The following is a 13,893-nucleotide window of genomic DNA, read 5'->3' on the forward strand; positions in this document are numbered from 1 at the left end:
ACGAGAAGCTATGAGCGACAACGAGAATGCGCAGACCGATGCTTCCGTCACACTCGGTAAGAATATCGATGCGGACACGCCACCGGACGAGGATGCCGCTCCCGCCGACGGGGTGAAAGTCACTGCGGTCGAACGCTTTGCGTTCCTCCGCGCGCCCAGCAAGCGCACCGCGCGCGCCTACCGCGTCGCCGCGGCACTACTACTCGCCGCCGCGGTCGCTTCAACGGTGGTCTTCTACCTCCAGAACAAGGACAACAAGGCCATAGTCACCGCCCACGAGGACGCCCGCCTAGCCGCCTGCCAATACGCACCCGTCCTCGCCGACTACGACGCCAAGAACCTCGACAAATACTTCGCCGCAGTACTCGACGGCGCCACCGGCGACTGGAAGAGGCAATTCGACAGCACCAGTAGGGAATTGCGCGACGTACTTACCCAGGGCGAAGTCGTCTCCAAGGTCAACGACGTCCAGTGCGCCATCAAATCCGGCGACACCACCTCCGCCGAAGCGATCGTCGTCATCGGCCAAACCATCACCAGCATGGGCACCCAGGGCAAGCCCGCCCCCGGCCAACTCTCCATGGTGATGCGCCTGGAAAAGGTGGATGGCCGCTGGCTGGTCAACAAGGTGAATTCACCGCTGGCCACCCCGCCGCGGTCCTAGTTGACCCCGATCCCGAGGAGGTCGATCTCGTTGCACCATGCAGAAAGGAGTGCCATTTTCGACGTATCGCGGTCCCTCTGCGGTATTTCGCTGTAACTTTGCCAACGATTGCGCTCGAATTCAGCCCGGCTTGTCGATGGATGCTCCGCACAACCCGTGGAGGTAGAGATCGTGGCTCGTCTGATTCCTCTTTTTCTCCGCCGCGGCCATCGCGGTTGGTCCCATGCCCTCGGTGCGTTCGGCGGTCTGGCACTCGCCCTGCTGCTGGCGACACCGGCAACCGCGGAACCGTTGTATCCGTGGCCCGATCCGGACCCGTTCTACGCCGCACCGGCGGATCTGGGCGCGCACAGCCCCGGTGACGTGCTCGACGTGCGGGCATTGCCGCCGGTGCCCCTCTTCGCAGGCGCCACCGCCACGCTGGTCAAGTTCCGGTCCACCGACTCCCACGGTGGGCCGATCGCGGCAACCACCACCGTTATTACCCCACTACTCCATCAGCCCGACGCGCCGTTGCTGTCGTATCAGCATTTCATCAATGCGCTCGGTACGAATTGCGCGGTATCGCACACGCTGTACAGCGGCGATCTGAATCTGGGGACGACGGTGTCGATGTTGAATGCGGTGCTGCAGCGGGGTTGGAGTATCGCGCTGCCGGATCATCTCGGACCGCAGTTCGCCCTCGGAGCAGCGCGTTTGGGCGGTCAGATTGTATTGGACGGCATCCGGGCGGTGAAACGGCTGCCCGAACTCGCCGTACAGCACAGCCAGGTAGCGCTGGCCGGGTACTCCGGTGGCGGATTGGCCACCGCGTGGGCGGCAGTGCTGCAGCCGTCGTACGCACCCGAGTTGCAGCTCCAGGGCGCGGCCATGGGCGGCGTCCCGGAGAACCTGGTGACGATGGCGCAGGGGCTGGGCCTCGAGCCGCACCCGGCCTTCGGACTGGCCATGGCAGCGGCGATCGGTCTGGAGCGGGAGTATCCGGACCAGATACAGACCGGCGCCTTTCTCAACCCGCGTGGCCTCGCGCTCCGTGGCGCCATGGCCAACAGTTGCACCAACGAAATCCTCTTCATGGGCGCCAATGGCAGCGCTCGCGAATTCGTCACCAGCACTTCGTTCATCGATAGTCGTACCGCGCGGGCGGTGGTGGAGGAGAACAGTCTGGAACTCTATCCCGGGGTGCCGGAAATACCGATGTTCGAATGGCATTCGGCTGCCGACCCGCTGATTCCGGTCGACTCCATCGGCAACACGGACCGCCGCTGGTGCAGTGCCGGGGTGCGGTTGCAGACGATGCAGGTGTCCGCGCCCGAGCATCTGTCCGCGGCGGTGCAGGGCGCCCCCGAGGTGCTGCGGTGGCTGGAGGGCCGGATGCGTGGCGAGCCCGCGCCTGTGGCCTGCTGAGATCGGACCGCGATCAGCGGCCGAAGAGGATGACTCGCATGAGGTGTGCGATGCGCTGCTGTGAGCAGAGCGGATTATCGGGGCCGAGCCATTGACCGAGGTCGACGACCAAGGCCAGCGCGGCATGTACCAACACCCGTGATTCGGCCGCGGAGAGCTCCGGGCGGACTCCGATGAGCAGCTTGGCCCACTCTTCGACATTGAGCCGCTGGATATTTCGCAGTACGGTCCGATCCTCCGGCGGCACATTGCTGATCTCCGCGTAGTACACGAACGTCAGCTCGCGCTCGGCGAACGAACCCCGCACATACAGCTCGATCAGGGTGGTCAGTGCTTGTTCCGGAGTGTCGGACGCGGCGATAGCGGGTCCGATCGCGGCCGAAACCCGGTCCGCCGCACGGCGAAACGCGGCCGCGAGCAGGTCACCCTTGCTGCGGTAGAAGCGGTACACCGCCGACGAGGCGGGCAGGCCAGCCGCATTGGCGATATCCTCCACGCTCACATTGGGGTACCCGTGCTCATGGAAGAGTTCGATGGCCCGCGCCAGCAGCAGCTCGTGCTTGAAGGTGAGCGGAACCTCCTTCGCGCCAAGGGATTCGGTGTCATCGCCCGGTGCGGGCAGATCGCATGCGGTCACCGCGTGACAGGCCGATCGCAGCAGGGCCGTCAGCGCGCGAACGGGAACCGCGACATGATGATCGGAGATGCTGCCGATCACGCTCATCGCGGCCGCCGAGAGCACCGCCCGATCCCCGTCGGGCAGCTCGGGGCGAGTCTCGGCGAGCAATTCCCTGGCTACCGAATCGGTGCTGATCAGGTTATCGATCAGGATCTGGCGATCGGCGTCCTCCAGATAGCGGTTCTGCCAGCGCAGCAGTGCGGCGCTGCGGCGATTCGCGATGGAGGCCGCGATCAGGGCGTCGAGGATGTGATCGAGGCGTTCGGCGGCGGGCCGGTCACGCAGTTGTTCGGGCAGGCGCACCGCCTCGGTGCTCAGCCCGGCCAGCCGCAGCGCCTCCTCGCGGAACAGCGCGTATTTGCTCGGATAGTGCCGATACAGTGCGGTAGAGCTGATATCGAGGCGGGAGGCGATGTCCTCCATGCTCACGCCGTGATAGCCGAATGCGCCGAAGGCCTCCGCGGAGGCGGCGGCGATCTGCGCCCGGCGGTTGCGCGGGCGGCGGCGCACCTCACGCGATTGCGCGGTGCGGCCTGCGGTCGCGTCCTCCGCCGCGCGAGGATCCTCGGCATCCATCCCGCGATGTTAGCCGAACCGGACGCTTGTTCGACGGCTCTTCCCAGGGCTGAAATGGGATTGAATCGGAGATCACAAAAATGGACTATTACGTGGATCGCTACCACGCAATCGGTAAAGAATTCTCACTAACATACCCGGCACCGAAACGGGCGGCATATCGAAGTGGTGGGACGCGGACTACGACCGGGCCGGACGGCCGAACAGGACCAGCTGCATGAGCAATCGCACCCGGGCCGGGGAGGCGATCGGTTCGGCACTGAAGTTTCGCCCCAGATCGACCACCAACGCGAAGGCCGCGTGGATCAGGAACCGGGCCTCGGCGGGCGAGAGCTCCGGACGCACATCGCGCAGCAGCCGGGCCCACTCTTCGACGCTGAGCCGCTGGATATTTCGCAGCACTGTGCGCTCGTCGCTCGGGACATGCTGGAACTCGGTGTAATACACGAAGGTCAGTTCGCGTTCGGTGAACGAGCCGTCGACGTACTGTTCGATCAGTATGGTCAGCGCCTCTTCGGCGTCGGCCGCCGCCGCGACCGCCGGGCCGATCGCGCCGGAAACCCGGTCGGCGGCCCTGCGGAAGGCGGCCGCGAGCAGATCGCTCTTGCCGCGATAGAACCGGTACACCGCGGATGCGGCGGAAAGCCCTGCGGCAGTAGCGATTTCCTCGACGCTGACATTCGGATAGCCGCGATCGTGGAAGAGTTCGACGGCCTTGCGCAGCAACAGCTCATGTTTGAACGAATCCGGAATCTCCGCCGCCACCGGCAGTTCGGCATCCGGTTCCAGCGCGGGCAACTCGGCGGGCACCATCGACCAGCAGGCCGAACTCAACAGCCGGGCAAGGGATTTCGCGGGCAGACTGGCATGGTGGTCGGCAATGCTGGTGATCGCACTCAGCAGTGCGGCACGCAGCACCCGCAGCTCGTCCTCGGCGAGTTCCGGTCGCAATGCGGCCAATTGCACACCGATCGCGCCGACGACGGCGAGCTGTTGGTCGGTGAGGGTTGTCAGATCCTCCGGTTCGAGATAGCGGCCCTCCCAGCGCACCAGGGTGACGGTCGGCCGATTCTCGATCGTGACGGCGATCAGTGCGTCGAGCACCTGCCGCAGCCGCCGCTCCGGCGTCCTGAGTTCACCCACCCCGCCGACTCCGTCGGCTGCCGTCCCCCGGCCGAATGTCGCCTCCGGCAACTCGACCGATTCGGTCATGGCCCGGCCCACCCGCAGCAATTCCTCCCGGAACAGCGCGTACTTGCTCGGATAGTGCCGATACAGCGCCGCCGAGCTGATTCCGAGCCCGGACGCGATGTCCTCCATGCTCACACCGTGATAGCCCAGCGCACCGAAGGCGGCCGCCGAGGCCGCCGCGATCTGGGCCCGCCGATTCTTCGGCCTGCGCCGAATCTCCCGCGGTGCCGAGTCGCCGCTGACCGCCTTGCGCGCCGTACGGCGATTGTCGACACTCATGCCGCCATGGTATCGACAACCTCGACACCCCCAGCTGTCTAGGTCGGTCTGATTTGCCCAGGTGGGTGTGGCTGACGTGCAGTCGGATCAGCTGTGGACAGGAGCAGCGGGACAGAGGCGGAGATGTCCTAGTCGATCAACGGCGCTGCTCGTCGATGAGTTCAGTGACAATGCCCGTTCCGTGGACGGTTCGGGTGTCGGTTGCTTTATCTTCCGCGCAGGTTGTACACGTACTTTGGTGCGCGACTGTTCTAGCCTCGTCAGGTGCTCCAGGGGAGCGCCGCGAGCGATAGGCCGCCCATCGTCGGTGCCGACATTCACGATTGACTCCCCCTCTGGGCCGGGCGGACGGCGGCGTACCAGTCGAGTAGGTCCGGGTTGTCCACGGCGCTGCGTTCGACGACGCGGGTCGGGTCGGCGCCTTGGAACAGCTTTTTGATGGGGACCTCGAGTTTTTTTCCGGTGCGGGTGTGCGGAATGCCCGGGGCGACGATGATTTCGTCCGGGACGTGGCGGGGGGAGACCTCGGTGCGGATGGTGGTGTTGATGCGGGCTTTCAGGTCGTCGGTGAGGGCGGTGCCCGGGGTGAGGGTGACGAATAGCGGCATCCAGTAGCCGCCGTCGGATTGTTCGGCGCCGATGACGAGGGCCTCGGTGATTTCGGGGAGGCGTTCGACGGATTGGTAGATATCGGCGCTGCCCATGCGGATGCCGTGGCGGTTGAGGGTGGAGTCGGAGCGGCCGTGCACCACGATGCTGCCCCGCTCGGTGATGGTGATCCAGTCACCGTGTCGCCAGATGCCGGGGAACATGTCGAAATACGCGTCGTGGTAACGGGTTCCGTCCGGATCGTGCCAGAAGCGAATCGGCATCGACGGCATCGGTTTGGTGATGACGAGCTCGCCGACCTCGTCGCGGACCGGCTTGCCGTCGGCGTCGAACGCCTCGAGCGCGACGCCCAGATAAGGTGCGGACAGCTCACCCGGCCAGGTCGGCACGGTCCGCGCGCCGCCGATGAAGGCGGAGACCACGTCGGTGCCGCCGCTGATCGAGGCGACCTGTACGTGGTCACCGACATTTTCGCCCAACCACACCGCCGATGCGGGCGGCAGTGCCGAACCGGTGATGCCCACCTGCCGCAGTGCGGTGAGATCGTGGTCGGTGCGCGGCACCGCACCCGCCTTGATGCAGGCGAGCACATAACCCGGACTGGTGCCGAGTACGGTCGCGCCGACCTGGGATGCGATGTGCCACAGCGCGTCCGGAGTCGGGTAGGTGGGGCTGCCGTCGTAGCAGACAATGGTCGCACCGACCAGCAGTCCGGCGACCTGGAAGTTCCACATCATCCAGCTCGGGCTGGTGTACCAGAAGAACGTGTCGTCGGACCCGATATCGGCTTGCAGCGCAACGGCTTTGAGATGCTCGAGCACGACACCGCCGTGTCCGTGCACGATGCCCTTGGGCAGACCCGTTGTGCCGGAGGAGAAGACGATCCACAGCGGATGGTCGAAATCGACCGTCTCGGTTTCGATGACAACGGCCTCGGTATTTGTGGCGGCATCGGTCCAGGTGAGTGCGTCCGGCACCGGCAGACCCAGCTGGGAGACGGCGACCGTGGTCCGCACGGTGTCCAATCCGGCCCGCAATGCCGCGATATCGTCGCGCTTGTCATGGGTCTTGCCGCCGAACCGGTAGCCGTCGGCGGTGATCAGCACGGTTGGTTCGAGCTGGCCGAGCCGGTCCAGCGCGGCCTTCGGCGAGTAGTCCTGACCGCAGGCACTCCACACCGCGCCGATGCTCGCGGTGGCCAGAAAGGCGATCACCGCCTCCGGAATATTCGGCAGATATCCGACCACCCGATCACCCGGCTGCACGCCGAGCGAACGCAGTGTGCGCGCGAGCGCCGCAGTGCTGTCGATCAATTCGCTCCAGGACACCTCGCGTACCGCAGCGTCCTCGGTCACCGCGACGATGGCGGCCCGATCGGTGCGGAACTGCCGCACCACCTGATCGACATAGTTCAGCCGCGTGCCCGGGAACCACTGCGCCCCGGGCATTTCCGAACTCGCCAGCACCTCGCCCGCGATCGGGCCGAGCTCGAAGTAATCCCACAGCGCACCCCAGAAGCCGGGCAGGTCATCGACCGACCACTGCCACAGCGACCGGTAATCCGGCGCGGACTGTCCGGTGCGGGCGGCCACGAACTCCGCGAAGTCGGTGATGCGCGCCTTCGCGATATCAGATTCGGTCGGCACCCATTGTGGTTGCACCGCATTACCTCCTGGGGAGAGTCTTCGGAAATCAGGTGTGGTTGGCGCGTCGCACGATCTGCTCGGCATGCCGCAGCACCGGGGCATCGACCATGCGACCTTCGAATGCGAAGACGCCACGATGGTTCGGGACTTCGTCGAGTACCCTTCGGGCCCAATCGATTTCGTCATCCGACGGTGCGTAGGCGGCCCGGATGACCGGCACCTGGCTGGGATGGATCGCCACCTTGGCGTCGAAACCAACTGCGACCGCGTCCAGCGCTTCGGCGCGCAGGCCGTCGAGATCGCGGATACTCAGATACACCGAGTCGAGCGCGAACTTGCCGTACGCCTTGGCCGCGAGCAGCGTGGTCGACCGAACATGGCGTGCCACATCGCGATAGCTGCCATCGGCGTGCCGACTGGAGTTGCCGCCGAGTCCGGCGACCAGGTCCTCCGCACCCCACATTACCCCGAGAGCATTGCGCGCCGATACCGCTTGCCCGACCGCCATGGCGCCGAGCGGCGATTCGATCAGCGCGATCACCTCGTAGTCGACGAGTGCGCCGAGCTGTTCGGCGGATTCGGCCTTCGGCAGCATCAGCCGCCGATATTCGGTCCGCGCCAACGCCGCGAGATCCAGATCGTGTTCGGCGGTGCCGACGGCATTGATCCGAACCACCGTGGTCTCGGGATCCAGCGGGGTTTCGACGAGTGCCTTGCGCGCGGCCGATTTGTCACCGGCCGCGACACCGTCCTCGAGATCGAGGATCACCACATCGGCTGCCGCGGCGGCCTTTTCGAAACGTTCGGGGCGGTCGGCGGGGCAGAACAGCCAGGCCGGTCCTGGCATGTGCCAACTCATGCGGGCTCCTTGCGTACCAGCGTCTTTCGTACCGCTGTCGCCACGATATCGCCATGCTGGTTGCGCGCGGTGTGCGCGAAGGTGAGGATGCCCTCGCCCGGGCGGCTCTTGGATTCGCGCTTATCGGTGACCACCGTCTCGGCATACATGGTGTCGCCGTGGAACAGCGGCTTCGGGAAGGCGACCTCGGAGAAGCCCAGGTTGGCCACGATCGTGCCCTGGGTCAGCTGCGCGACCGAGAGGCCGATCAGGGTGGAGAGGGTGAACATCGAATTCACCAGCCGCTGATGGAACGGCGGCAGCTGATCGCTGAACGCCGCGTCCAGGTGTAGTGCCTGGGTATTCATGGTCAGCGTGGTGAACAGGACATTGTCGGCCTCGGTAATGGTGCGGCCCGGCCGGTGCTCGTACACCACACCGATCTCGAACTCCTCGAACCACAGGCCGCGCTGCACGATCCGGCGCGGGGTGTCCGTCACAGGCCCAGCTCCCGTCCGATCAGCATCAACTGCACCTCCGTCGTGCCCTCGCCGATCTCCAGGATCTTGCTGTCGCGATAGTGCCTGGCCACAGCGTATTCGTTCATGAAGCCGTAGCCGCCGAAAATCTGGGTGGCGTCGCGGGCGTTGTCCATGGCCGCCTCGCTGGCCACCAGCTTCGCGATGGAGGCTTGCTTCTTGAAGGGTTTGCCCGCCAGCATGAGCGCGGCGGCGTCGTAGTAGGCGGTGCGGGCGGTGTGGGCGCGCGCCTCCATGCGGGCGATTTTGAAGGCGATGGCCTGGTTGCGACCGATGGCCTGGCCGAATGCCTCGCGCTCCTTGGCATAGCGCACACTCTCGTCGACGCAGCCCTGGGCCGCGCCGACCGACAGCGCCGCGATGGCGATCCGGCCCTCGTCCAGAATGCGCAGGAAATTGGCGTAGCCGCGACCGCGCTCGCCGAGCAGGTTCTCCTCCGGCACCCGGACGTCGGTGAAGCTCAGCGGATGGGTATCCGAGGCATGCCAGCCGACCTTGTTGTAGGCGGGTTCGGCTAGGAAGCCGGGGGTGTCGGTGGGCACGAGGATGGTGGAGATCTCCTTCTTGCCGCCCGACTGCCCGGTCACCGCGGTCACCGTGACCAGTGTGGTGATATCGGTGCCGGAGTTGGTGATGAACTGCTTGCTGCCATTGATGACCCATTCGCCGCTGTCGGCCACCGCGGTGGTCCTGGTGCCGCCCGCATCGCTGCCCGCCCCGGGTTCGGTGAGACCGAAGGCGGCGAGATTGCGGCCACTGGTCAACTGCGGCAGCCATTCCTGCTTCTGCTTATCGTTGCCGAAGCGATAGATGGGCATCGCCCCAAGCGAGACCCCGGCCTCGAGCGTGATCGCCACACTCTGATCGACCTTGCCGAGTTCCTCCAGCGCCAGGCACAGCGCGAAGTAGTCGCCGCCCATACCGCCGTATTCCTCGGGGAACGGCAGGCCGAACAGACCCATATCGGCCATGCCCGCGACGACCTCGTACGGAAACGTATGGTTCGCATCGTGTTCGGCGGCTACCGGCGCGACCACCGACTTGGCGAAGTCGCGCACGGTCAGTGCGAGGTCGCGATAGTCCTCGGGCAGCGTGCCGGTGGACAGAAAGTCGGTCATGCGGAAATTCCTTCTCGCTCGGCGGTTTCGGGTTCGGCGGGCGCCGCGGCGATGCGCACCAGCGGCTGATCGAGGCGGACCTGCGCACCCGGTTCGACCAGCACTTCGACGGTGCCCGCGACCGGCGCGGTGAGCGTGTGCTCCATCTTCATGGCCTCGACCACGACGACCGGGGCGCCAACGGCGACGGTGGCACCGTTCGCGACCGGCACCGCGATCACCGAACCAGGCATGGGACTGCGGATTTCGGCATCGCCGACGTGTTCCGCACCGCCGCGGACATTCACCTCGGCCACTTCGCGCAGCACCGCGACGCCGGATGGTCCGGCCACCCAGAGCTGTCCCTCGTGCTCGGCGACGCGGTACTCCCGACGCAGGCCCTCCAATGTCAGGACGAGCCTTCCGTCGGTGAAATCGACGGTGAGCGAAACGGATTCGCTGCTGTTGAGGTGCACCTCGGCGGCATTGGGCGAGCCGGTCAGGTAGACGTGCTCGGTGCGGTCACCACTGGCGAGCCTGATGGTGGTCGGCGCGGGTGTGCCGATGCGCCACCCGGACGGGATATCCCACGGATCGCTCGCCGCAGCGGGCCAACGCCGCAGCCAGTGATAGGCAGCGGCGGCAATGAATTCCGCATCCCCGACGACGGCGGGTCGGAAGTCACCGACGCGGCGGTCCAGCAGACCGGTATCGAGCTTGCCCGCGGCCACATCCTGGTCGGCCAGCAGGAAGCGCAGGAACTCGATATTGCTGGTGACGCCGAGCAGGACGGTATCGCTCAGTGCTCGGTCGAGTTTCGCGAGCGCGGTATGGCGATCGGCGGCGTGCACGATGACCTTCGACAGCATCGGGTCGTAATCGCTGCCGACCACGGTGCCGATGCGCAGGCCCGAATCCACCCGCACGCCAGCGCCTTCGGGCTCGGACAGGTCGAGCACGGTGCCGCCGGTGGGCAGGAAGCCGCGACCGGGATCCTCGGCGTAAACACGGGCCTCGATCGCATGGCCGACGAGCCGCAGCTCGTCCTGGTCCACCGCGAGCTTCTGTCCGGCCGCGATGCGCACCTGGCATTCCACCAGGTCGATCCCGGTGACCAGCTCGGTGACCGGATGCTCCACTTGCAGCCGGGTATTCATCTCCATGAAGAAGAACTCGTCCGGCCGATCGGCGGACACGATGAACTCGACCGTGCCCGCACCGACATAGTCGACACTGCGCGCGGTATTGCAGGCGGCCGCGCCGATGCGCGCCCTGGTCGCGGCGTCCAGCAGCGGCGATGGCGCCTCTTCGATGACCTTTTGATGCCGCCGCTGCAGGCTGCATTCGCGTTCGCCGAGGTGGATCACGTGGCCGAATTGATCGGCCAGAATCTGCACCTCGATATGGCGTGGCCGGGTGACGAAGCGCTCCAGGAACAGGGTGTCGTCACCGAATGCGGAGGCCGCCTCTCGCCGGGCGCTGGCCAGCGCGGCGGGCAATGCCGACGGTTCCTCGACCAGTCGCATACCCTTGCCGCCGCCTCCAGCCGACGGCTTGACCAGTACCGGATAGCCGATATCGCCTGCGGCGTCGATCAATTCGGCATCGGTTAGGCCGGGACGGGCGATGCCGGGGACGATGGGCACATCGAATGCGGCGACAGTGTTCTTCGCCGCGATCTTGTCGCCCATGATCTCGATCGCCTTCGCTAGCGGCCCGAGGAAAACAATGCCCGCCTCGGCCAGTGCTGCGGCGAAAGCCGCATTCTCGGAAAGGAATCCGTAACCGGGATGCACAGCCTGCGCACCGGTGCGCACCGCCGCGTCGACAACCTTCTCGATATCGAGATAGCTTTCCCGAGCCGGAGCTGGACCGAGTCGCACCGCGGTATCGGCCTCGCGCACATGCCTGGCCTGCGCATCCGCGTCGCTGTAGACCGCGACGGACCGAATTCCCATGGCGCGCAAGGTGCGGATGACGCGCACCGCGATCTCGCCGCGATTGGCGACCAGCACGGTGTCGAAATCAATGGGATGGGACTTGTTCATCATCGCGATCACATCCGGAAGACGCCGTAGGAAACGGGTTCGAGCGGCGCCTGCGCACACACCGAAAGGACAAGTCCGAGCACTGTTCTGGTGTCGGCGGGGTCGATGACACCGTCGTCCCAGAGCCGCGCGGTCGAGTAGTACGGATTGCCCTGATGCTCGTACTGTTCCCGAATCGGCGCCTTGAATGCCTCCTCGTCCGCGGCCGACCACGGCTGTCCGCTGCTGTCGAGTTGATCCCCGCGCACCGTCGACAGCACCGAGGCGGCCTGCTCACCGCCCATGACCGAAATGCGTGCATTGGGCCACATCCACAGGAAGCGTGGCGAATACGCGCGCCCGCACATCGAATAATTGCCCGCGCCGTACGATCCGCCGATCACCACCGTGAGCTTCGGCACCCGCGCGCATGCCACCGCGGTGACCATCTTGGCACCGTGCTTGGCGATACCCCCCGCCTCGTAATCGCGCCCGACCATGAAACCGGTGATGTTCTGCAGGAACAGCAGCGGAATCTTGCGCTTATCGCACAGTTCGATGAAATGCGCGCCCTTCATGGCGGATTCGCTGAACAGCACACCGTTATTGGCGATGATGCCGACCGGATGACCGTGGATGCGGGCGAATCCGGTGACGAGCGTCTTGCCGTATTCGGCCTTGAACTCGTGGAATCCGTCGCCACCGTCGACCAGTCGGTGGATGACCTCGCGCACGTCATACGGCGTGCGCAGATCGACCGGAACCACGTCGTACAGTTCGGATTCCGGCTTCGCGGTCGCGACGGTCGGTATCACCTCCCACGGACTGGCCGGGCGCGGGCCGAGCGTGGCCACGATGCGGCGCACGATGCGCAGTGCGTCCTGGTCGTCCTCGGCCAGATGATCGGTTACTCCCGAAGTGCGCGAATGCAATTCGCCGCCGCCCAGCTCTTCGGCGGTGACCACCTCGCCGGTCGCGGCCTTCACCAGCGGCGGTCCACCGAGGAAGATCGTGCCCTGGTTGCGCACGATCACCGCCTCGTCGCTCATCGCGGGTACGTAAGCCCCACCGGCGGTGCACGAACCGAGCACCGCAGCGATCTGCGGAATTCCCTTGGCGCTCATGGTCGCCTGGTTGTAGAAGATGCGCCCGAAATGCTCCCGATCCGGGAAGACCTCGTCCTGGCGCGGCAGGAACGCACCGCCGGAGTCGACCAGATATACGCAGGGCAACTGATTCTGCAATGCGACCTCTTGGGCGCGCAGATGCTTCTTCACTGTCATCGGGTAGTAGGTGCCGCCCTTGACCGTCGCGTCATTGGCCACGATGACGCACTCTCGCCCGGAGATCCGGCCGATGCCGGTGATGATCCCGGCGCCGGGACATTCGTCGTCGTACATGCCGGTCGCGGCCAGCGGCGAGAGTTCGAGGAACGGGCTGCCCGGATCGAGCAGCTGATCCACCCGCTGCCGGGGGAGCAGCTTGCCGCGCGCCACATGCCGCTCACGCGCCTTCGCGGGCCCGCCGAGCGCCGCGGCGGCCAGCCGGGCGCGCAGATCCTCCAGTAGCGCCTCGTGTGCCGCGCGGTTGTCGACCCCGACCTGTTCGGTCACCGTCATCACGCCGTCCTGCCATCCAGTTAGTCGCCGATAACTGGAATTCAGGTTAATATTCATTAACTGAGATGTCCAGGTGTGCTGAAAGGAGCGCGTGTGATCAGCACCGACCCTGTCACGCTCACCCGCAGGGAACAACTGAAGCTGCAGCGAAGAGCGCAGCTGCTCGACGCGGGTGCCCGGCTCATCGCCGACCGTGGGTTCCTCGGCATGCGCCTGGAAGACCTCGGCGCGGCCGTCGGGATCAGCGGACCAGCGGTCTACCGGCACTTCCCGAATAAGGACGCGCTGCTGGTCGAACTGCTGGTCGGGGTCAGTCAGCGGCTGCTCGACGGCGGCAAGGCCGTGGTGGCGCGGACCGGGTCGGCGCGGGAGGCGCTGGACGGGTTGGTCGATTTCCATCTTGACTTCGCGCTCGGCGAGCCCGAACTCATCCGGATCCAGGACCGCGACCTCGAGAACGTGCCAGCCGGACCGAGGCGCGAGCTGCGGCGCACCCAGCGACAGTACGTCGAGATCTGGGTGGCGGTGTTGCGGGAGTTGCATCCGGAGTTGCCGGAGGAGACCGCGCGGGTGCAGGCCCACGCGGGCTTCGGCCTGATGAACTCCACGCCGCACAGCGCCACCAATGCCACCGCGACCCGGGCCCGGCCGGTGCTGCGACAGATGGCGCTGTCCGCGCTGGGGTGATAGATCGCCGCTATTCAAGCCTCTGCCAGCCCCGA

The 13,893-nt window shown here is 66.0% G+C and carries 11 protein-coding genes; 3 read left to right on the forward strand and 8 right to left on the reverse strand.

Features of this window, described 5'->3' with window-relative positions; genetic code table 11:
• The first annotated feature begins 10 nt into the window (after positions 1 to 10).
• Positions 11 to 664, forward strand: a complete 654-nt coding sequence (locus NA5_RS09220; RefSeq protein ID WP_245672156.1) for a nuclear transport factor 2 family protein — start codon at positions 11 to 13, stop codon at positions 662 to 664.
• Between the two features lie 246 nt (positions 665 to 910).
• Positions 911 to 2,071 (forward strand): lipase family protein, encoded by a 1,161-nt coding sequence (locus tag NA5_RS09225; protein ID WP_062984038.1) that lies wholly within the window; start codon positions 911 to 913, stop codon positions 2,069 to 2,071.
• 13 nt (positions 2,072 to 2,084) lie between these two features.
• On the opposite strand, the gene NA5_RS09230 is transcribed toward NA5_RS09225, so the two are convergent.
• The 8 genes from NA5_RS09230 to NA5_RS09265 all read right to left on the reverse strand — a co-directional run bounded on the left by NA5_RS09230 (position 2,085) and on the right by NA5_RS09265 (position 13,171).
• Complete coding sequence (locus NA5_RS09230; RefSeq protein ID WP_062983953.1) at positions 2,085 to 3,326, reverse strand: TetR/AcrR family transcriptional regulator; 1,242 nt, start codon at positions 3,324 to 3,326, stop codon at positions 2,085 to 2,087.
• Positions 3,327 to 3,506: 180 nt separating this feature from the next.
• On the reverse strand, positions 3,507 to 4,796 hold the full coding sequence (locus tag NA5_RS09235) for a TetR/AcrR family transcriptional regulator (RefSeq protein ID WP_062983956.1): 1,290 nt from the start codon (positions 4,794 to 4,796) through the stop codon (positions 3,507 to 3,509).
• A gap of 317 nt (positions 4,797 to 5,113) precedes the next feature.
• A complete protein-coding gene (locus tag NA5_RS09240) occupies positions 5,114 to 7,066 on the reverse strand; it encodes an acetoacetate--CoA ligase (RefSeq protein ID WP_062983958.1) in 1,953 nt (650 codons plus the stop codon).
• 31 nt (positions 7,067 to 7,097) lie between these two features.
• Complete coding sequence (locus NA5_RS09245; RefSeq protein WP_062983960.1) at positions 7,098 to 7,910, reverse strand: HpcH/HpaI aldolase/citrate lyase family protein; 813 nt, start codon at positions 7,908 to 7,910, stop codon at positions 7,098 to 7,100.
• Complete coding sequence (locus NA5_RS09250; RefSeq protein ID WP_062983962.1) at positions 7,907 to 8,389, reverse strand: MaoC family dehydratase; 483 nt, start codon at positions 8,387 to 8,389, stop codon at positions 7,907 to 7,909. Before NA5_RS09250 ends, NA5_RS09245 begins: the two co-directional genes overlap by 4 nt.
• Positions 8,386 to 9,546, reverse strand: a complete 1,161-nt coding sequence (locus NA5_RS09255; protein ID WP_062983964.1) for an acyl-CoA dehydrogenase family protein — start codon at positions 9,544 to 9,546, stop codon at positions 8,386 to 8,388. The genes NA5_RS09250 and NA5_RS09255 overlap by 4 nt, the downstream gene beginning before the upstream one ends.
• Positions 9,543 to 11,576 (reverse strand): acetyl/propionyl/methylcrotonyl-CoA carboxylase subunit alpha, encoded by a 2,034-nt coding sequence (locus NA5_RS09260; protein WP_062984040.1) that lies wholly within the window; start codon positions 11,574 to 11,576, stop codon positions 9,543 to 9,545. Before NA5_RS09260 ends, NA5_RS09255 begins: the two co-directional genes overlap by 4 nt.
• A 5-nt stretch (positions 11,577 to 11,581) precedes the next feature.
• Positions 11,582 to 13,171 (reverse strand): carboxyl transferase domain-containing protein, encoded by a 1,590-nt coding sequence (locus tag NA5_RS09265; protein ID WP_062983966.1) that lies wholly within the window; start codon positions 13,169 to 13,171, stop codon positions 11,582 to 11,584.
• A gap of 93 nt (positions 13,172 to 13,264) precedes the next feature.
• On the opposite strand from NA5_RS09265, the gene NA5_RS09270 reads away from it, so the two are divergent.
• A complete protein-coding gene (locus NA5_RS09270) occupies positions 13,265 to 13,858 on the forward strand; it encodes an SACE_7040 family transcriptional regulator (RefSeq protein ID WP_062984042.1) in 594 nt (197 codons plus the stop codon).
• The last annotated feature ends 35 nt before the right edge of the window (positions 13,859 to 13,893 follow it).

It is taken from the genome of Nocardia anaemiae NBRC 100462 (assembly GCF_001612725.1).
Lineage (GTDB): Bacteria > Actinomycetota > Actinomycetes > Mycobacteriales > Mycobacteriaceae > Nocardia > Nocardia anaemiae.